The organism is Sphingomonas sp. CBMAI 2297, assembly GCF_029870595.1.
In the GTDB taxonomy this organism is placed as follows: Bacteria; Pseudomonadota; Alphaproteobacteria; order Sphingomonadales; family Sphingomonadaceae; genus Sphingomonas.
The window spans coordinates 477,279-496,643 of sequence record NZ_JAPDIR010000001.1 but is presented as its reverse complement, the minus strand read 5'-3'; the positions used below and the strand labels follow the sequence as shown (position 1 = coordinate 496,643).

Genomic DNA, 19,365 nt, shown 5'->3' with positions numbered 1-19,365 from the left:
TTCCCGAACACTAGCCCGCCATTGCCGCCGCGAAATCCATGCCCTTGCCCGTCAGCGCGTAGAGCGGCAGCGGCGGATAGCGATCCTCCAGCTTCCGCCGCACCAGGGCCTCGTCGATCACGGCCTTGAGCGTGGTCGACAGCGCCCGCGGCGTCACCGGAGCGAGACGCGCCTGGATCTCGCCGAAGCGCGTCCAGTCGGCGCCCAGCCCGGCGACCAGCGGCAGCGACCAGCGCGGCAGGTCGCCCGCCTCCAGCTTCAGCCGGGCCCGCGCTGCCTCGATCCGCGCGCACAGCGCGCCCGCCGCCAGCCCGGCTTCGGTCAGCACATATTCGGGGCGCAGCGGGTGGCCATGGCCGGGATTGGGAATCACCCAGCCGCACGCCTTCAGGTGGACGAGGCAGCGCGCCAGGCTGTTGTGCGGCAGGCCGAATGCCCGCGCGATCACCGCGAAGCGCGAGCCCTGCTCCCGATGCAGCAGCGCCAGCACCGGAATCGCCCAGCGATTGGCCTCGAGCATGCGCAGCAGCGGCACGGGTTCGGGGGGCATTGACTCCATCTCCAAATTCATATCGACTATACAAATGGAACTCAAGAGTCGGAGAATCGACATGGCTACCACGCTCGAAGCCCCCGCCCGCGCCGCCATCGGCTTTGACGGCGGCCTCACCTGCGCGCTCAACGTCCGCGATCTCGATGCCGGCATCGCCTGGTATCGCGACGTGCTGGGCATGAACCTTCTCTACCGGATGGACGAGATCGCCTGGTGCGAGTTCGAGAGCCCGGTCACGCGCGTGACGGTCGGCCTCGCCCAGGTCGAGAAGGTGATCCAGGGCGGCGGCGCGACGCTCACTTTCGGCGTGGTCGATCTCGACGCGGCCAAGGCGGCGCTCGATGCGGCCGGCGTGCGCCAGGACGGGCCGGCGCAGGAGATCCCCGGCATGGTCCGGCTGCTCACCTTCTACGATCCCGATGGCAATGCCCTGATGCTCTACCAGGATCTTTCGGGCCAGGGCTGAGGGCTCAGCCCTCGATCACGTGCGGCACGAAGCGCGCGGTGTTGCCGGTGATGAGGCCGTCCTCGCGGATGCCCATGCCGGCGGGCTCGCCATCGACGATCCACGCGCCGATCACCGGATAGCCGCCGCCGAAGTCGCGCAGGAGATAGAGCGCCTGGTAGATCCAGCCGCTCTCGTCATAGCGCCCGCCGGTCTCGGCGACGACTTCGCCGCCACGCAGGATCGAGACGTTCGCGCCCTCGCGCCCGAGCAGCGGCTTGGCGACCTGGTCGCCGCCGGGCAGCCGGCGCCGGCCGGCGGGGAGCAGGTTCGGATGGCCGGGGAACAGCTCCCAGAGCACCGGCAGGATCGCCTTGTTGCTCCAGATCATCTTCCAGATCGGCTCGATCCAGCGCGTGCCGCCCAGGCTCTCCAGCAATGCCGGCGCGAAGTCCTCGGCGAGGAGCCATTCCCAGGGATAGAGGTGAAAGCAGTTCTCGATCACCTGGTCCCGCAGGTCGACGAAGCGCCGCGCGTCATGGTTCCAGCCGATATCCTCCATGCGGATCGCGGCGGTGGCGAGCCCGGCCGCCTGCGCCGTGTCGCGCAGATAGGCGATGGTGACCGTGTCCTCGCCGGCAGCGTCCGCGACATGGGCGAAATGAACATGGCCGCCCGGGAGCAGCGGCGCGATGTCGCGCCATCGCGCGACCAGCTTCTCGTGCAGGCCGTTATACTGGTCCAGCGCCGGGAAGACGGCTTCCTTCCAGTCCCACTGGATCACCGCGGCCTCGACCAGGCTGGTCGGCGTGTCGCAGTTGAACTCGAACAGCTTGGGCGGGCCGTCGCCGGCATAGCCGAGATCGAAGCGGCCGAAATTGAGCGCGGGCGGCTCTTCGTCCCAGGCCCGCCGGATCGCGGCCCAGGCCGGCTCGGGAATGCCGAAGCTGCCGAGCAGGTCGCTGGCAAGGACATGCTCGCCCGCCGCCAGGAACAGCCGGTAGAGCTCGGCCGTCGCCGCCTCGATCTCCTCGATTTCCCTCAGGCTGAAGCGATAGCAGGCGCTTTCGTCCCAATAGGGGCGGCCGTCCATGCTGTGCCAGACGAGGCCCAGCGCCTCGACCCGAGCCTGCCAGTCCGGCCGCGGGGCGACCGGGGTGCGCCGCATCACCCGCCTCCGAAGCCGCCATGGAAGCCGGCCGAGCGCCCGAAGCCGCCGCGCGACACCGAGCCCCTGCTCGCGCTCGAATAGGAGACGCCGGCGCTCGGCCGGATCGAGCCGCCCCGGGCGACCTCGCCCATCTCGGGCACGCGCTGGCCGCGGCCGACATAATAGGCATGCCCCCCGCCCAGGCCACCGCCGCCGCCGCGCCCGCCGCCGCAGCTCGCATCGGCGATGCGCCGGCCGCCGGCGTCGACGCACAGCTGGGTCGGCTGGTTCGCAACCAGCTGGCCGCCCCCGCAGCCGCTCGCCAGCAGCGCCGCCGAAGTCGCCGCCGTCACCTTGAGCACCGAAAAATCGATCTTCCCGTGCATCCCGCCCCCCTGTTCGGGGCGGAGAGCTATCAGCATGGCGCGGCGCTTGGCAATCCGTCCGCGCACCGGCAGGATGGCGCCACCGACTCACGGGGTAGAACCATGATCGTCACCACTACCGAGAATATTCCGGGCCACAGCGTCGTCCGCACCCTGGGGCAGGTGTTCGGCGTCGTCGTCCGCAGCCGCGGCATCGGCGGCAACATCAGCGCCTCGCTGCGCTCGATCGTCGGCGGCGAGATCCCCGAATATACGCGGCTGGTCGAGGATGCCCGTCGCCACGCGATCGACCGGATGGTCGCCAACGCCCATGCGATGGGCGCCAATGCGATCGTGATGATGCGCTTCGACTCGGGCGAGATCGCCCAGGCGATGAACGAAGTCGTCGCCTATGGCACGGCGGTGGTGCTCGACCCGGCCCCGCTGGACTGATCGGGATGCTCCGCCTGATCGTGACGGTCGCGGCCGCGCTCTGGTTCGCCGCCGCCGTCGCGATGACGCTGTGGGACGCCACCGCCTGGCCGATGCTGGTCGCCGCCGGGCTGCTGCTGCTCGGCACGCTGTTCGAACGCTTCCATTATCGCGGCGCCGGCACGCCGCCCGACGCGGCCGGCTGGCAGCCCACCGCGGAACGCTTTCTCGACGAGGAGAGTGGCCGGCTCGTGGTCGTATGGTTCAATCCCGCCACGGGCGAACGGCGCTATGTCGATGCCCGCGAAGAGGCGTAAGTTGCTTATTGCACTTGCGAATTAGTTGCAAAGATATTCCGCGGCCCTCCGCTTTCATGGGTTGCGACTCTCCTATTATGGGCCTAAGCCGCCACCGCTTTCACCGGCGCGCCGGTACGCGCGTCTGTGTCCGGTTGAACCAGACCCATAGGGAGTTTCCATGGCCCGCAAGAAGATCGCGCTGATCGGCGCCGGCAACATCGGCGGTACGCTCGCCCACCTCGCCGCACTCAAGGGCCTGGGCGACATCGTCCTGTTCGACGTGGTCGAGGGCGTGCCCCAGGGCAAGGCGCTCGACCTGAGCCAGTGCGGCCCAGTCGAAGGCTTCGACGCCAGGATCACCGGCTCGAACGACTATGCGGACATTGCGGGCGCCGATGTGATCATCGTGACCGCCGGCGTCGCCCGCAAGCCGGGCATGAGCCGCGACGACCTGCTCGGCATCAACCTCAAGGTCATGAAGGCCGTGGGCGAGGGCATCGCCGCCAATGCGCCGGATGCATTCGTGATCTGCATCACCAACCCGCTCGACGCCATGGTCTGGGCGCTGCGCGAATTCTCGGGGCTCCCGCACACCAAGGTGGTCGGCATGGCCGGCGTGCTCGACTCGGCGCGCTTCAGCCACTTCCTCGCCGAGGAATTCCAGGTCTCGGTGAAGGACGTGAACAGCTTCGTGCTCGGCGGGCACGGCGACACCATGGTCCCGGTCCTCGAATATTCGACCGTCTCGGGCATCCCGGTCAGCGACCTGATCGCGATGGGCTTCTCGACCAAGGAGCGCATCGACGCGATCGTGCAGCGCACCCGCTCGGGCGGCGGCGAGATCGTCGGCCTGCTCAAGACCGGCTCGGCCTTCTACGCGCCCGCCACTTCGGCGATCGCGATGGCCGAGAGCTATCTCTACGACAAGAAGCGCGTCCTGCCGGCCGCCGCGCACCTGACCGGCCAGTACGGCGTCGACGATCTGTACGTCGGCGTGCCGATCATCATCGGCAAGGACGGCGTGGAGAAGATCATCGAGATCAACCTGACCGACGAAGCCAAGGCCAACCTCACGGTCTCGGTCGACGCGGTCAAGGAACTGCTGGTGGCCTGCAAGGCGATCGACGAGAGCCTTGCTTAACGCGATCGCCTTCGTCGCGCTCGCGCTCGCACCTCAGACGGCATCGCCTTTGTTGCGCGACGCCGATCCGAAGCTGTTTGCCGGGGCGGCAACGGCCTGCCTGCGGCATCTGGCCATCGATAGGTTCGACCCGGACGGGCTGGTCGCAGAAGGCTGGAGCCGTCATAGTGCCGCAGAACTGCCCGAACGTCCCTTCCGCGATTGGGTCCCGCTATTCAGCCGTGGCGATGGCGTGATACTGGCCGCAATCGGCCCTTCGGGTAAACCGCATGGCTGCGTGGTCGTTGCCAAATTGGTTGCGGGAACCGATCAGGCGGCGGCTCGCGCCGCGCTGATTGATGCCCTGAAGAGCCAGCCCGTTCACGAGAAGGATGGCGATACCCTTTGGGCGATAGGCGGCATCGTCCTGCTCCTTCACAGGGACAAGCACTTGGAAGGCGCGCTCGATATCACCATCGGGACCAGATCGACCCAATTGCCGCTGCAAGGAGCGCAATGAGCCAGCGCATGAAAAGGATGCGGGTCCTGACTGGCCTGCTCGCCCTCGCCGCCGCCCCCGCCGCCGCGCAGGAGGCTACGCCCACCGCGCCGGCCGAGCCGGTGCCGCTGTTCCAGGCGGCCTGCGTCAACGGCGCGGTGCGGCTGAGCAAGAGCGTCGCGGAGTCGGTCGGCTTCGCCGCGCTCCCCGCCGCCGCGCGGCGCGCGCTCGGCGCCAGCACGGTCGCCACGCGCGGCGAGGCGGAGAAGCTGCCCGCGCCCGCCGCCGCGCAGGTGCCCAACGCCATCTACCGGATCGCCGGCGGCCAGCTCTATCTGATGCCGCCCACCGCCGCGCCCAGCGGCGTGCCGATCGGGGACAGCTGCATCGTGCTGTGGCACGCGCTGTCCGACGACGATTATTTCGCCGCGCGCAAGGTCGTCCTCCCCAATGAGGATAGCGTGCCCCTCACCGCCCGGCCGACCGCCAGCGCGGTCGGCGCGTCGGTCGCCACTTCCGCACGAGACAGCGTTCGCCTGACCGCCGCCGCCTATGGCGGCTGGGTCGTGCTGCGCTCCTCCTCCCCAACCGAATCCAAAGCGCCTGGAGCCCAGTGAACGCATGAGCATCCTGATCAACAAGAACACCAAGGTCATCACCCAGGGGATGACCGGTGAGACCGGCACCTTCCACACCCAGCAGGCGCTCGCCTATGGGACGCAGATGGTCGGCGGCGTGACCCCCGGCAAGGGCGGCACCGAGCATATCGGCCTGCCCGTGTTCGACACCGTCGCCGAGGCCGTCACCAAGACCGGCGCCGACGCCTCGGTCATCTACGTGCCGCCGCCCTTCGCCGCCGACTCGATCCTCGAGGCGATCGACGCCGAAGTGCCGCTGATCGTCTGCATCACCGAAGGCATTCCGGTGCTCGACATGGTCAAGGTGAAGCGCGCACTTTCGGGTTCCAAGTCGCGCCTGATCGGCCCGAACTGCCCCGGCCTGCTGACCCCGGGCGAGTGCAAGATCGGCATCATGCCGGGCTCGATCTTCTCCAAGGGCTCGGTGGGCGTCGTCTCGCGCTCGGGCACCCTCACTTATGAGGCGGTGTTCCAGACCACCAATGCCGGCCTGGGCCAGACCACCGCGGTGGGCATCGGCGGCGACCCCGTCAACGGCACCAACTTCATCGACGTGCTCGAGCTGTTCCTCGCGGACGACGCGACCCAGTCGATGATCATGATCGGCGAGATCGGCGGCTCGGCCGAAGAGGAAGCCGCGCAGTTCCTGATCGACGAGGCCAAGCGTGGCCGCAAGAAGCCGATGGCCGGCTTCATCGCGGGCCGCACGGCGCCTCCGGGCCGCCGCATGGGCCATGCCGGCGCCATCGTCTCGGGCGGCCAGGGCGGCGCCGAGGAGAAGATCGCCAAGATGGAAGAGGCGGGCATCCGCGTCGCGGCCAGCCCGTCCGAGCTGGGCTCGACCCTTGTGGAAGTGCTCAAGGGTTAACAACTAGGCCGTCATCCGGCCCCGGACCCGGTCCGGGCCGGATCTCGTGCGGTTAGGCCGTGCAATCGGCCTGGGACCCCGGCTTTCGCCGGGGTGACGATTGAGGAATTGACGATGGGCTATGAGGGCCTGGATTTCGAGCAGGTTGCCGGTGGGGTGAGCCCCGCCTTCGTTGAAACGCTGTACCGCCGCTACAAGGCGGATCCCACGGGCATCGAGCCGCAGTGGCAGCAATTCTTCGAGGGCCTCGAGAACACTGCCTCGGGCCCCAGCTGGGCGAACCCGCGCTGGCCGCTCGCCGATACGGATGCCCTCACCGCCGGTCTCGACCCGACCCAGATGGAGCCGGCGCCCAAGCCCGCCAAAGGCGGCGCCGCGCCTGCCGCCAAGCCCGCCGGCCCGGCCGCGTCGGAAGCCGACATCGCCCGCGCCGCCGGCGATTCGATCCGCGCGATGCTGCTGATCCGCACCTACCGGGTCCGCGGCCACCTCGCCGCCACGCTCGATCCGCTCGGCCTGGCCCGCCAGGACGTGCCGGCCGACCTGACGCCCGAATATCACGGCTTCACCGGCGCCGATCTCGATCGCCCGATCTATCTCGGCGGCGCGCTCGGCCTGGAAAAGGCCACCGTCCGCGAGATCGTCGACATCCTGCGCGCGAACTATTGCGGCAATGTCGGCCTGGAATACATGCACATCGCCGATGTCGAGGAGCGCCGCTTCCTCCAGGACCGGATGGAAGGCAAGGACAAGGCCATCCAGTTCACGCCGGACGGCAAGAAGGCGATCCTCTCCAAGGTCATCGAGGCCGAGGAGTGGGAGAAGTTCTGCGGCAAGAAATATGTCGGCACCAAGCGCTTCGGCCTCGACGGCGGCGAAGCGATGATCCCGGCGATGGAAGCCATCATCAAATATGGCGGCCAGCTCGGCGTGCGCGAGATCGTCTACGGCATGGCCCATCGCGGCCGGCTCAACATGCTCGCCAATGTGATGTCGAAGCCGTACCGCGCGATCTTCCACGAATTCTCGGGCGGCTCGTCCAACCCGGATGACGTTGGCGGCTCGGGCGACGTGAAATACCACCTCGGCACCAGCACCGATCGCGAGTTCGACGGGATCAGCGTCCATATGTCGCTGGTCGCCAATCCCTCGCACCTGGAGGCCGCCGATCCGGTGGTGCTCGGCAAGACCCGCGCGATCCAGACGATCGCCAACGACCTGGAGCAGCACACCGGCTCGCTGCCCGTGCTGCTGCACGGCGACGCGGCCTTTGCCGGCCAGGGCATCGTGTGGGAGTGCCTCGGCTTCTCGGGCATTCGCGGCTACAATACCGGCGGCTGCCTGCACTTCGTGATCAACAACCAGATCGGCTTCACGACGAGCCCGCAATTCGCGCGCTCCTCGCCCTATCCTTCGGACGTCGCCAAGGGCGTCCAGGCGCCGATCTTCCACGTCAATGGCGACGATCCCGAAGCGGTCACCTTCGCCTGCAAGATGGCGATCGAGTTCCGCCAGACCTTCAAGCGCGACGTCGTGATCGACATGTGGTGCTATCGCCGCTTCGGCCACAATGAAGGCGACGAGCCCTCGTTCACCCAGCCGCTGATGTACAAGGCGATCCGCCAGCATCCGTCGGTGAGCGTGGTCTATGCGCGCAAGCTGATCGGCGAGGGCGTGATCGACCAGGGCTTTGTCGACGAGCGCACCAGGCAGTTCAACCTGCTGCTCGAAGGCGAGTTCGAGGCCGGCAAGTCGTACCTCCCCAACAAGGCGGACTGGTTCGGCGGCCGCTGGTCGGGCCTGTCGGCGCCTGCCGATACCGAGAATGCGCGGCGCTCGGTCGACACCGGCATCGAGAAGAAGCTGTTCGACAGCCTGGGCCGCACGCTGACCGAGGTTCCCGCCGATCTCGAGATCCACAAGACGCTGGGCCGCGTCCTCGATGCCAAGCGCGCGATGTTCACCTCCGGCGAGAATTTCGACTGGGCGACCGGCGAGGCGCTGGCCTTTGGCGCGCTGCTGTCGGAAGGCTATGGCGTGCGCCTGTCCGGCCAGGATTCGGGCCGCGGCACCTTCTCGCAGCGCCACGCCGTCTGGGTCGACCAGCGGGACGAGCATCGCTACATCCCGCTCAGCACCATCCCGCACGGCACGTTCGAAGTGCTCGACAGCCCGCTCTCGGAATATGGCGTGCTCGGCTTCGAATATGGCTATGCGCTCGCGGATCCGAAGACGCTGGTGCTGTGGGAAGCGCAGTTCGGCGACTTCGCCAACGGCGCGCAGATCATGATCGACCAGTTCATCGCCGCCGGCGAGGCCAAGTGGCTGCGCGCCAACGGCCTGGTGATGCTGCTGCCGCACGGCTATGAGGGCCAGGGCCCCGAGCACAGCTCGGCGCGCCCGGAGCGCTATCTCCAGCTCTGCGCGGAAGACAATATGCAGGTCGTCAACATCACGACGCCGGCCAACTATTTCCACCTGCTGCGCCGCCAGATGCACCGCAACTTCCGCAAGCCGCTGGTGCAGATGACGCCCAAGTCGCTGCTGCGCCACAAGATGGCGGTGTCCAGGGCCGAGGATTTCCTGGGCGACAGCCACTTCATGCGCATCCTGTCGGATCCGCGCGCGCCGGCCGATGCCGATGTGAAGCGGCTGGTGCTGTGCACCGGCAAGGTCGCCTATGACCTGATCGAGGCGCGCGACGCGGCCGGCGACCAGAACACCGCGATCGTCCGCATCGAGCAGCTCTATCCCTTCCCGGGCGAGGCGCTGGCCAAGCGCATCGCGCGCATGGCCAATGTCGAGGAAGTGATCTGGGCGCAGGAAGAGCCGAAGAACAACGGCTATTGGACCTTTGTCGAGCCCTTCATCGAGGCCAGCCTGGCCGAGGCGAAGTGCAAGGTGCGGCGTCCGCGCTATGCCGGCCGCGCGCCGGCCGCTGCGGTCGCCACCGGCCTGATGAAGCGCCACCAGGCCGAGCAGGGCGCGCTGATCGCCGATGCCCTTGGCCACAATGTCCGCGACGAGATCCGTCGCACCCGCAACAACTGAGACCGTCCCCAGGGAACGAGGAAAGACAATGGCAGACGTTAAAGTCCCGACGCTGGGTGAATCGATCACCGAAGCCACGCTCGGCGAATGGCTGAAGAACCCGGGTGATCCCGTGCAGCTCGACGAGCCGATCGCGAGCCTGGAGACCGACAAGGTCTCCGTGGAAGTGGGCAGCCCGGTCGCCGGCGTGATGGGCGAGCAGCTCGTCAAGGTGGGCGACACGGTGGAGGTCGGCGCGGTGATCGCCGTGGTGAGCGAAGGCGGTGCCGCCACCGCGCCGAGCCCGGCTCCCGCCGCGGCGCCGGCCCCGGCGCCCGCTCCGGCCGCCGCGCCCGCGACCGAGGCTGCCGCGCTCTCGCCCTCGGTGCGCCGCGCGGTGCTTGAGACCGGCGTCGACCCCTCGACCGTGCAGGGCACGGGCAAGGACGGCCGCCTGACCAAGGACGATGTGATCGCCGCCGCCAGCGCCAAGCCGGCCCCGGCCGCGACTCCGGCGCCCGCCGCCGCGCCGGCCGCTTCCTCGGCCAATGGCCGCAAGGAAGAGCGCGTCAAGATGACGCGCCTGCGCCAGACCGTCGCCAAGCGCCTGAAGGAAGCGCAGAACACCGCCGCGATGCTCACCACGTTCAACGACGTGGACATGACCGCGGTGATCGAGGCGCGCGCCAAGTACAAGGATCTGTTCGAGAAGAAGCACGGCGTCCGCCTCGGCTTCATGGGCTTCTTCGTGAAGGCCGCCTGCATGGCACTCAAGGACATCCCCGGCGTCAACGGCTCGATCGAGGGCGACGAGATCGTCTATCACGATTATTGCGACATCTCGGTCGCCGTCTCGGCTCCGCAGGGCCTGGTCGTGCCGGTGATCCGCGACGCCGAGACGCTGTCGGTCGCCGGCATCGAGCGGACGATCGGCGATTTCGGCAAGCGCGCCAAGGACGGCACGCTGAAGATGGAAGAAATGAAGGGCGGCACCTTCACCATCTCGAACGGCGGCGTGTTCGGCTCGCTGATGTCGACCCCGATCATCAACCCGCCCCAGTCGGCCGTGCTCGGCCTGCACCGTATCGAGGACCGCCCGGTGGTCCGCGACGGCCAGATCGTGATCCGTCCGATGATGTACCTCGCGCTCAGCTACGACCACCGCCTGGTCGACGGCCGCGAGGCAGTGACCTTCCTCGTCGCGCTGAAGAACGCGATCGAGGATCCGACCCGGCTGCTGATCGACCTGTAAGGCGGTCGTAAAACTGACTTGCTCCGCCACTAACCCTCATGGGTTGCAGGCGGGGCGGGTCATCCTATGTGGTTGTGGAAGCGCAAGCGGAGGCGGGAAGAAGCAGCCTCCCCGATGATCGAGCCGGCCCCGGCACCCGCGGAGACCCTTCCGCCCGCGCCGCCGCCAGTTCCCGTCGCAGAGACGAAAGAGAAGCAAATGGCCGACTATGATTTCGACGTGCTGGTGATCGGTTCGGGCCCGGGCGGCTATGTCGCGGCGATCCGCGCGGCGCAGCTGGGCCTCAAGACCGCGTGCGCCGAGAGCCGCGCGACGCTGGGCGGCACCTGCCTCAATGTCGGCTGCATCCCCTCCAAGGCGCTGCTCCACGCCTCCGAGCTCTATGAGGAAGCCGCCAGCGGCAAGCTCGCCAAGCTCGGCATCAAGACCCCGACGGTCGAGCTCGACCTCGACGCGATGCACGCCCAGCGCGTCGACGCGGTGAAGGGCCTGACCGGCGGCATCGAGTTCCTGTTCAAGAAGAACAAGGTCGAGTGGCTGAAGGGCCATGCCAGCTTCACCGGCAAGGATTCGGTCAAGGTCGGCGACCGCGAGGTGCGGGCGAAGAACATCGTCATCGCCACCGGCTCCTCGGTCACTCCGCTGCCCGGCGTCGAGATCGACCAGAAGGTCGTGGTCGACAGCACCGGCGCGCTCGAGCTGCCCAAGGTCCCCGAGCATCTCGTCGTCATCGGCGGCGGCGTGATCGGCCTGGAGCTCGGCTCGGTGTGGCGCCGCGTCGGCGCCAGGGTCACCGTGGTCGAGTATCTCGACCAGCTGCTGCCCGGCATGGACGGCGAGGTCCGCAAGGAAGCGGGCAAGCTGTTCAAGAAGCAGGGCATGGAGCTGAAGCTCTCCACCAAGGTTACCGGCGTGCAGGTCAATGGCGACAAGGCCATGCTCACCGTCGAACCCTCGGCCGGCGGCGCCGCCGAGACGATCGAGGCGGACGCGGTGCTGGTGTCGATCGGCCGCCGCCCGAACACGTCGGGCCTGGGCCTGGAGGCCGCCGGCCTCTCGACCAACCAGCGCGGCCAGATCGAGATCGACCATGACTTCCGCACTTCGGTTCCCGGCATCTGGGCGATCGGCGACGTCGTGCCGGGCCCGATGCTCGCCCACAAGGCCGAGGACGAAGGCATCGCGGTGGCGGAGAACATCGCCGGCCTCACCGGCATCGTGAACCATGACGTGATTCCGAGCGTGGTCTACACCTGGCCCGAGATCGCCGGCGTCGGCCTGACCGAGGAGCAGGCCAAGGAGCGCACCGAGGTGAAGGTCGGCAAGTTCCCGATGATCGCCAACAGCCGCGCCAAGACCAACCATGAGCCGGACGGCTGGGTGAAGGTGATCGCCGATGCCAAGAGCGACCGCGTGCTCGGCGTGTGGATGATCGCCTCGGTCGCCGGCACGATGATCGCCCAGGCCGCCCAGGCGATGGAGTTCGGCGCGACCAGCGAGGACATCGCCTATACCTGCCACGCCCACCCGACCCATTCGGAAGCGTTCAAGGAAGCCGCGATGGCGGTGCAGGGCAAGCCGATCCACATCTGAGCCGAGACGGCGGCGGCGCAGGCTGCGGCCAACCATCCGGTATCCGACCCCTTGCAGCTCTCCCCTGTGCGTGTTACTCAAACAATACACATAGGGGAGTTCTTCATGCGTCACATCCTGTTCGGCCTGCTGGCGGCGACCGCCCTCGCCGCGCCCGCCTTCTCCCAGGATGCGGCGCGCATGGACAAGGCCGCCAGCGCCGAAGCCGACAGGAACGGCTTCATGGGGGCTATCCTCGTCGCCCAGGACGGAAAGATCCTGTTCGACAAGGGCTATGGCTCGGCCAATCTCGAATGGAAGATCCCGAACGACGGCGAAACCCGGTTTCGCCTCGGTTCCCTGACCAAGCAATTCACCGCCGCTTCGATCCTGCTGCTTCAGGAACGCGGCAAGCTGCGCCTCGATACCCCGATAAAGACCTACCTGCCCGATGCGCCGGCGGCCTGGGACAAGGTGACCGTGTTCCACCTGCTCACCCACAGCGCTGGCGTGCCCAACTTCACCGGGTTCGAGAATTACGAGAAGACCAAGACGCTGCCGGTGACGCTGCCCGAACTGATCGCGCGGTTCAGCGACAAGCCGCTCGATTTCGAGCCGGGCACGCAGTTCAAATATTCGAATTCGGGCTATGTCCTGCTCACCGCGATCGTCGAGAAGGCAGGCGGCCAGTCCTATGCGAGCTTCGTCGCGGAGAACCTCTTCAAGCCGCTCGGCATGGCGGACAGCGGCTATGACGATCATGCGCGGGTGATTCCGCATCGCGCCTCGGGCTACAGCCCGCGCCAGGGCGTGGTGGTCAATGCCGACTATATCGACATGTCGATCCCCCAAGGCGCGGGAGCGCTCTATTCGACCACCCACGACCTGCTGAAATGGGAGACCGGGCTGTTCGGCGGCAAGCTGCTCAAGCCCGAATCGCTCGCGGCCATGCGCACGCCGTACAAGAACAATTACGCATTCGGCATCGGCGCGGTGACCAGGGATGGCGCGACCACGATCTCGCACAGCGGCGGGATCGACGGTTTCAACACCTGGCTCGGCTATGATCCGGATCGCAAGATCACCGTGGTGGCGCTCGCCAATATCAACGGCAATGGCGCAAGCACGCTGGGCCGCGCGATGATGACGCTGGCGCGCGGCGGCACGGTCACGTTGCCCAGCGAACGCCAGGCGGTGAAGCTCGCACCCGCGATCCTCAAATCCTATGAAGGCACCTACGAAATAAACCCGAGCTTCGGCATCACCATCCGCGCCGAGGGCGACCGGTTGATCGCCCAGGCGACGGGCCAGGGACCGCTGGATCTGTTCCCGGAAGCGCAGGACCGCTTCTTCTACCGCGCGGTCGATGCGCAGATCGACTTCACGCGCGACGCATCGGGCAAGGTCACCGGCGCGGTGCTGCACCAGAACGGGCGCGACCAGAAGGGAGTGCGGAAATAGGGCCTCGGGCCGCCATCATCGCCGCCCGCAGCACCCCTCCATCACCGCACCGCCCAGGGCCCGCTCAGCTTCGGCCGGATCCGCACCAGCGCGAAGGTGAGCGCCGCGCTGGCGATCGGCGCCAGCCACAGCGCCGTCCAGCCCCAGCGGACATGGCTCGCCGCCCCCATCACCGCGCCGGCGATGAAGCCGAGCCAGAGGAACAGGTAGCGCGTCCAGGCCCAGCGATCGGGCTCGCCCATCAGCGCGTCCGCCAGCTTCTGCCCCAGCTTGACCAGCGATCCGGTCATGTAGGTGACGCCCACCGTCACTTCGCCCTCGCGGTGGAGGATGCCGTTCTCGCACCCCATCGCCATGGCGAGGAAGATCAGCACGAGCGGCCCGGGCGACAGGCTGGCGAGCGTGGCCGCGGCGGCGAGCAGCGCCGTCACCACCAGCATCAGGCTCTCGCGGAACCGCGCCTGGCGCCAGCGCGTCACCACGCTGGCGATGATCACGCCGCTGACGAAGCTCATCACCAGCCCGCCGGCCACCGCCGCATCGCCGGGCAGGCCGGCCCCCAGCCCCACGCCCAGCCGCGTGCTGTTGCCGCTCATGAACGAGGCGAAGAAGCCGCCCAGGCTGGTAAAGGCCAGGGCATCGACGAAGCCGGCCAGCGCGGCAAGGCAGATGGCGATGACGACTAGCGGAGACTCGGTACGCTGCATGGCCGCACTCATGCCCCGGATGCGCGTTTGACAGCAAGCCGTTGCCGGAGAGAAACAAGACGGATGGACGCCGCTCTCGCCGCCGCCCGCATCGGGCCGATCCTGCCCTGGCTCGACATGTTCGGCATCGCGCTGTTCGCCGCGACCGGCGCGCTCGCCGCCGCGCACCGGGCCCAGACCTTCGTCACCGCCGCCTTCTTCGCGCTGGTCACCGGCGTGGGCGGCGGCACGATCCGCGACCTGCTGATCGGCGCGCCGGTCTTCTGGGTGCACGACGCGACCGTCGCGGCGCTGATCCTCGCCGTGGCGGTGCTCGTATGGAGCACGCCCCAGCGCTGGTGGAACGACGCCACCTTCGCCTGGCTCGATGCGCTGGGCCTGGCCGCCTATGCCGCGTTCGGCGCCGCCAAGGCGCTGGGATATGGCATTCCGCCGGTGCCGGCCGCGGTGATGGGCGTGGTCACCGCCTGCGCGGGCGGCATCATCCGCGACGTGCTGGCGGGCGAGCCCTCGATCCTGATGCGCCCCGAACTCTATGTCACCGCCGCCGCGCTCACCGCGATGCTCCAGGTGGTGCTGGCGCAGGCCGGACTGCCGGTCTTCGCCGCCGGACTGCTCGCCGCCGGTGCCGGCTTCGGCCTGCGCGCCGCGGCGATCGTGTGGAAGCTCGGCCTGCCCGCCTATCGGGGCCGGCGCTGAGCCTTTGCCCGTCGCCGCTTGCGGCATAGGATGGCGGCATGGAGCAATCGAGTCGCGGCCGGGACGCGCTGGAGCGCGGCGAGGCTGCCCGTCGCGGCGGGCAGCCCGCGCTGGCACGCACCGCCTTTGGCGAGGCGCTCGCGCTGTTCCGCAGGGAGGGCGACCTTTCGGGCGCGGCACGGGCGCTCGGCCGCCAGGCGCAGATCGCGCGGGATGCCGGCGATCTCGACTGGGCGCTGCACGACCAGGTCGAGGCGATCGCGCTGCATCGGCGCGCGGGCGACGGCCCCGGGCTCGCGCATGCCTTGCGCCATGCCGGCGAGATGTTCCTCGAACAGGATCGGCTGGCCAATGCCGCGGCATGCCTGCACGAGGCGCTCGACCTGTATCGCGCCGATCCCGAGACGCCGCCGCTCGCCATGGCCAACATGCTGCGCGGCGTGGCGCTCCTCGCGACGGCACTGGGCGAACGCGAGGCGGCGCGCACCTATTGGATCGACGCCCGCGGCCTCTATGCCGCGCTCGGCCCCCTGTTCCCCGGCGGAAACACCGGCGTGGCCGAGGCCGACCGGCAGCTCGCGGCGCTCGCCGGCTAGGGCAGGAACCCGAACAAGCATCCGGCCATGCCATCCGCCTTCGATCGTCATCCCCGCGAATGATCGTCATCCCCGCGCAGGCGGGGATGACTGAGTTTGCGGATCAAGCCGCGGCCTTGGCCCTATTCCTCCATCAGCCAGGCAATCGCTTCGGCGCGATCGTCGAAGATGCCGATATCCGCTCGCACCTCGCGCAGGCGCTGCGCCTGCAGCCGGGCCAGCGCGGTGCTCACCACGAAGGCGACCTTGCGCGCCCACAGCGCACGAACCGCGGGATTGTCGAGCGTGCTCTTGATCAGCTCGACGGTCTCCTGCGGCACCACATGCACCCCGCTGGCGTCGTAGAGCGTCACATGCTTGCCGACATCGGGGCCCAGCGCGCGGATCGCGGCGCGCAGCTCCTCGCCGATCCAGGCCGCGTCCTCGGGCGAAACCAGCCCGCCGATCCGCAGATCGAGGAGCTTGCGGGCGGCATCGAACGCGATGCTGTGGGAAACGGAGTGAGGCATAGGCGACCGGAGCACTCGTTCACTGGGAGGCCGCGCCGACACCCGCCGGCCTCCGATACCCTCAATCCCGCACGATCCCCATATCGGCGAATTTCCGCGGCTCGACCGGGGGCACGCGCGGTTCGTTCAGCTCGCACTGCCAGAAGCCGACATCGATCCACTGGCCGTGCTTGAAGCCCACTTCGCGATAGACGCCCTGGCGGCGAAAGCCGACCGCCTCGTGCAGGCGGATCGAGCGGTCGTTGGGCAGGGTGATCGTGCCGATCGCATGGATGAAGCCCTGGGCCCGGAGCGTGCCGACCAGCGCTTCGTAGAGCAGCCGGCCGACACCGGAACCGCTCGACGCGTCGGTCAGGTAGATCGAGGTCTCGCAGACATAGCGATAGGCCGGGCGATCGCGGAACTTGCCCGCATAGGCATAGCCGATCACGCCCGCGTCCGGATCATTGGCGCTGGCCCCGCCCGTCGTCGCGACGATCCAGGGATAAAGGCCCTCGCTCGCGTGCATGCGCTTGCGCATCTCCGCCTTCTCCGGCGGCTCGATCTCGAACGAGGCGGTGCCGGTAAGCACGTGCGGCGCATAGATCGCCGCGATCGCGCCGGCATCGTCCGGCGTGGCTGCGCGGATGCCGATCACAGGCCGAGCCGCGCCGCGATCGCATCGAACAGGCGCGCGTCGTCGAGGCTGCCGGTCGCCGGGCCGAAGCCCCCGCATTCCAGGCAGCGCGCCTGGACCGAGCCGCCGGTGGCCAGCCGCCTGGCATCGCCCAGCGCCTGGGCGAGCAGCGCGCGCTGGGCGATCGCGGCCCGGGCGAACAGGTCCGCGCCCGCCGGCTGATCGGCCCAGTCGCCATCCTCGTCCTTGTCGTCGGTGAAGCTGGCGATCAGCCTGGCCCAGCCCGAAGGCGCCTTTTCGAGATAGACGGCATGGACCTTGCCCGGATCGAGCTTGGCGCGCCGCGCCGCCTCGGCGATCGCATCGTCGATCCCGCCGAACCGGTCGACCAGCCCGATCTGATGCGCGGTGCCGCCGATCCAGACCCGGCCCTGGGCGATCTCGTTGACGCGCTCCGGCGTCAGCTTGCGGGCGCCGGCGACCAGCCCGACGAAGCGCGCATAGCCCGCCTCGATCGCCGACTGGAGCAGCGCGTCGGTCTCGGCATTGGTGCCGCCATAAATGTCGGGCTGGCCGCTGAGCGGAGTCGTCTTCACGCCGTCGGTGCCCACGCCGATCTTGGCGAGCGTCTTCTCGAAGGTGGGGATCACGCCGAAGATGCCGATCGAGCCGGTGATCGTGTTGGGCTCGGCGAATATCGTGTCGCCCGCGGTCGACACCCAATAGCCGCCGCTCGCCGCCAGGCTGCCCATCGAGACCACCACCGGCAGCCCCTGGGCCTTGGCCTGGAGGATCGCCTGGCGGATCTGCTCCGAGGCGAGCGCCGAGCCGCCCGGCGAATCGACGCGGACCACCAGCGCCTTCAGGTTCTTGCCCGCCAGGCCCTTGAGCAGCGCCGCGCTCACCGTGTCGCCCGCCGCCTTGCCGGGGCCGGCCTTGCCGTCGACGATCTCGCCGGCGACGGTGATCACGCCGATCGCGTCGCCGCCGGTGGGCAGCGGGTGCGCGGCGACGAAGTCGGCCAGCTTGATCCGGTTGAAATTGCCCGCCGGCTTGCCGCTCGGCGCGCCGGCGATCTCGGCGACGCGCTTGCCGAAGGCCAGCCGGTCGCCCAGCTTGTCGACGATGCCCATCGCCAGGTTCGCCTTACCGATGTCGCCCTTGGCCGCCGTCACCGTCTCCGCGGGCTTCGCCAGATAGTCGGCGATGCGCGCCTTGGGCCGCGCCTTGGCGATCTCCTGCCGCCACTGGTCGAGGATCTGCTGGTACATCGCCAGATCGGCTTCCTTGGCCTCGGGCGACATGTCGCTGCGCATATAGGGCTCGACCGCCGACTTGAACTTGCCGACGCGGTAGATGTGCGCATTGACGCCGAGCTTGTCGATCAGCCCCTTATAGTAGAGCCGGGTGCCGCCCGGGCCCGCGAACATCGCGCCGCCCAGCGGGTTCACCCAGATCTCGCTCGCATTGGCGGCGAGCGCGTAGCTGTCATCGGCATAGGCGGTCGCATAGGCGAGCACCGGCTTGCCGGCCGCGCGCACCTTGCCGATGGCCGCGGCGACTTCGCTGATCGCGGCCGGATAGCCGCCGGTGAAGCGATCGAGATCGAGCACCACGGCCTTCACATGGCTGTCGGTCTTCGCGGCGTCGAGCGCGCGCACCACGTCGCGCAGCCGCTGCTGCTTCACCGCGCCGCCGCCGCCGAGCCGGGAAAAGGGATCGACTTCCTCGGGCTGTTCCACCAGCGCGCCGTCGAGCGCCACCAGCAGCGCGCCGTCGCGGATCGATCCCGGATTGGGCTTGGCGGACAATGCGGCGAACAGCATCGTGAAGAACAGCAGCATGAAGACCAGGACCAGAAAGTCCTTGATCCCCACCAGGATCTTCCAGGCGCCCCGAACAAGCTTCACGTGCCGCTCCCATGCGAAGGAATATGCCCGTGGTGCTAGAGTATCGCGGCGGACGCGTAAATGCCCGTGCCATTCCGGAAGCACGACCATCTGTCTCGCAGCGAGAGCCTTGCCGGCATGCCGCGCGGGGCCGGGCGCCGGGGTCGATGCCGCCTAAATTTGCAACGGCATGGCGCGCGCCGGTTGACGCGGGCGGATCGGCTTCGCATATCGCGGCCGCTGGCACTCGACCTGAGCGAGTGCCAAATCCGAGATCAACCCTGAAGTAAGGATCAGGCAATGAACTTCCGTCCGTTGCACGACCGCGTGCTCGTCCGCCGCGTCGAGGCCGAAGCCAAGACCGCCGGCGGCATCATCATCCCCGACACCGCCCAGGAAAAGCCGCAGGAAGGCGAAGTCGTCGCCGCCGGTTCGGGTGCGAAGAACGAGAAGGGCGAGATCACTCCGCTCGACGTCAAGGCCGGCGACCGCATCCTGTTCGGCAAATGGTCGGGCACCGAGGTCAAGGTCAATGGCGAAGACCTGCTGATCATGAAGGAATCGGACATCCTCGGCATCATCGGCTGAATCCGGTTTCCGGCCCCGCCGCGTGCGATGGGGTCGTGGCTTTTATGACTTTCTGAACGAATTTTGAGAGGTAGGAA

General features: G+C 68.4%; 21 protein-coding genes. 14 read left to right on the top strand and 7 right to left on the bottom strand.

Going from position 1 to position 19,365, the window contains the following annotated elements; all coding sequences use genetic code 11:
• Positions 1 to 10 precede the first annotated feature (10 nt).
• Positions 11 to 550, bottom strand: a complete 540-nt coding sequence (locus OMP43_RS02510) for a winged helix-turn-helix transcriptional regulator (RefSeq protein ID WP_280278016.1) — start codon at positions 548 to 550, stop codon at positions 11 to 13.
• A gap of 61 nt (positions 551 to 611) precedes the next feature.
• Between OMP43_RS02510 and OMP43_RS02505 the strand changes: the two genes are divergently transcribed.
• Positions 612 to 1,019, top strand: a complete 408-nt coding sequence (locus tag OMP43_RS02505; RefSeq protein ID WP_280278014.1) for a VOC family protein — start codon at positions 612 to 614, stop codon at positions 1,017 to 1,019.
• A 4-nt stretch (positions 1,020 to 1,023) separates the two neighbouring features.
• Here OMP43_RS02505 and OMP43_RS02500 read toward each other — a convergent pair whose 3' ends face one another.
• Positions 1,024 to 2,166 carry a glutathionylspermidine synthase family protein gene (locus tag OMP43_RS02500; protein ID WP_280278013.1) on the bottom strand — a complete coding sequence of 381 codons (1,143 nt, stop codon included), beginning with the start codon at positions 2,164 to 2,166 and terminating at the stop codon, positions 1,024 to 1,026.
• A complete protein-coding gene (locus OMP43_RS02495) occupies positions 2,166 to 2,534 on the bottom strand; it encodes a hypothetical protein (RefSeq protein WP_280278012.1) in 369 nt (122 codons plus the stop codon). The genes OMP43_RS02500 and OMP43_RS02495 overlap by 1 nt, the downstream gene beginning before the upstream one ends.
• 102 nt (positions 2,535 to 2,636) lie before the next feature.
• Here OMP43_RS02495 and OMP43_RS02490 point away from each other — a divergent pair, with 102 nt between their 5' ends.
• The 10 genes from OMP43_RS02490 (at position 2,637) to OMP43_RS02445 (ending at position 13,684) form a co-directional block, all read left to right on the top strand.
• Entirely contained in the window at positions 2,637 to 2,966 is a 330-nt protein-coding gene (locus OMP43_RS02490) for a YbjQ family protein (RefSeq protein WP_086128170.1), read from the top strand.
• A 5-nt stretch (positions 2,967 to 2,971) separates the two neighbouring features.
• The gene (locus OMP43_RS02485) at positions 2,972 to 3,262 is read left to right on the top strand and encodes a hypothetical protein (RefSeq protein WP_280278011.1); all 291 of its coding nucleotides are present in this window, start codon (positions 2,972 to 2,974) and stop codon (positions 3,260 to 3,262) included.
• 160 nt (positions 3,263 to 3,422) lie between these two features.
• Positions 3,423 to 4,385: a malate dehydrogenase gene (gene mdh / locus OMP43_RS02480; protein ID WP_280278009.1), complete on the top strand. Its 963-nt coding sequence runs from the start codon at positions 3,423 to 3,425 to the stop codon at positions 4,383 to 4,385.
• Positions 4,378 to 4,884: a hypothetical protein gene (locus tag OMP43_RS02475; protein ID WP_280278008.1), complete on the top strand. Its 507-nt coding sequence runs from the start codon at positions 4,378 to 4,380 to the stop codon at positions 4,882 to 4,884. Before mdh ends, OMP43_RS02475 begins: the two co-directional genes overlap by 8 nt.
• Positions 4,885 to 4,892: 8 nt before the next feature.
• Positions 4,893 to 5,480, top strand: a complete 588-nt coding sequence (locus OMP43_RS02470) for a hypothetical protein (protein ID WP_280278007.1) — start codon at positions 4,893 to 4,895, stop codon at positions 5,478 to 5,480.
• A 4-nt stretch (positions 5,481 to 5,484) separates the two neighbouring features.
• Positions 5,485 to 6,369 carry a succinate--CoA ligase subunit alpha gene (gene sucD, locus OMP43_RS02465; RefSeq protein ID WP_183999614.1) on the top strand — a complete coding sequence of 295 codons (885 nt, stop codon included), beginning with the start codon at positions 5,485 to 5,487 and terminating at the stop codon, positions 6,367 to 6,369.
• Positions 6,370 to 6,483: 114 nt separating this feature from the next.
• Positions 6,484 to 9,420, top strand: a complete 2,937-nt coding sequence (locus tag OMP43_RS02460) for a 2-oxoglutarate dehydrogenase E1 component (RefSeq protein WP_280278004.1) — start codon at positions 6,484 to 6,486, stop codon at positions 9,418 to 9,420.
• Between the two features lie 28 nt (positions 9,421 to 9,448).
• Positions 9,449 to 10,651, top strand: coding sequence for a 2-oxoglutarate dehydrogenase complex dihydrolipoyllysine-residue succinyltransferase (gene odhB / locus OMP43_RS02455; protein WP_280278003.1), 1,203 nt, complete (start codon positions 9,449 to 9,451; stop codon positions 10,649 to 10,651).
• A 198-nt stretch (positions 10,652 to 10,849) separates the two neighbouring features.
• Complete coding sequence (gene lpdA / locus OMP43_RS02450) at positions 10,850 to 12,244, top strand: dihydrolipoyl dehydrogenase (protein ID WP_280278002.1); 1,395 nt, start codon at positions 10,850 to 10,852, stop codon at positions 12,242 to 12,244.
• Between the two features lie 105 nt (positions 12,245 to 12,349).
• Positions 12,350 to 13,684, top strand: coding sequence for a serine hydrolase (locus tag OMP43_RS02445; RefSeq protein ID WP_280278000.1), 1,335 nt, complete (start codon positions 12,350 to 12,352; stop codon positions 13,682 to 13,684).
• Between the two features lie 41 nt (positions 13,685 to 13,725).
• Here the strand turns inward: OMP43_RS02445 and OMP43_RS02440 are convergent, their stop codons facing one another.
• Entirely contained in the window at positions 13,726 to 14,391 is a 666-nt protein-coding gene (locus OMP43_RS02440; RefSeq protein WP_280277999.1) for a YoaK family protein, read from the bottom strand.
• Positions 14,392 to 14,454: 63 nt separating this feature from the next.
• Between OMP43_RS02440 and OMP43_RS02435 the strand changes: the two genes are divergently transcribed.
• Positions 14,455 to 15,090 carry a TRIC cation channel family protein gene (locus OMP43_RS02435; protein WP_280277997.1) on the top strand — a complete coding sequence of 212 codons (636 nt, stop codon included), beginning with the start codon at positions 14,455 to 14,457 and terminating at the stop codon, positions 15,088 to 15,090.
• A gap of 38 nt (positions 15,091 to 15,128) precedes the next feature.
• Positions 15,129 to 15,686 (top strand): hypothetical protein, encoded by a 558-nt coding sequence (locus OMP43_RS02430; RefSeq protein ID WP_280277996.1) that lies wholly within the window; start codon positions 15,129 to 15,131, stop codon positions 15,684 to 15,686.
• A gap of 122 nt (positions 15,687 to 15,808) precedes the next feature.
• Here the strand turns inward: OMP43_RS02430 and OMP43_RS02425 are convergent, their stop codons facing one another.
• The 3 genes from OMP43_RS02425 to sppA form a co-directional block, all read right to left on the bottom strand.
• Positions 15,809 to 16,195, bottom strand: coding sequence for a hypothetical protein (locus OMP43_RS02425; RefSeq protein WP_280277995.1), 387 nt, complete (start codon positions 16,193 to 16,195; stop codon positions 15,809 to 15,811).
• A gap of 61 nt (positions 16,196 to 16,256) precedes the next feature.
• The gene (locus tag OMP43_RS02420; protein WP_280277994.1) at positions 16,257 to 16,832 is read right to left on the bottom strand and encodes a GNAT family N-acetyltransferase; all 576 of its coding nucleotides are present in this window, start codon (positions 16,830 to 16,832) and stop codon (positions 16,257 to 16,259) included.
• Complete coding sequence (sppA, locus tag OMP43_RS02415) at positions 16,829 to 18,721, bottom strand: signal peptide peptidase SppA (RefSeq protein WP_280277993.1); 1,893 nt, start codon at positions 18,719 to 18,721, stop codon at positions 16,829 to 16,831. The genes OMP43_RS02420 and sppA overlap by 4 nt, the downstream gene beginning before the upstream one ends.
• Positions 18,722 to 19,000: 279 nt before the next feature.
• On the opposite strand from sppA, the gene groES reads away from it, so the two are divergent.
• A complete protein-coding gene (groES, locus tag OMP43_RS02410) occupies positions 19,001 to 19,288 on the top strand; it encodes a co-chaperone GroES (RefSeq protein WP_086128153.1) in 288 nt (95 codons plus the stop codon).
• The last annotated feature ends 77 nt before the right edge of the window (positions 19,289 to 19,365 follow it).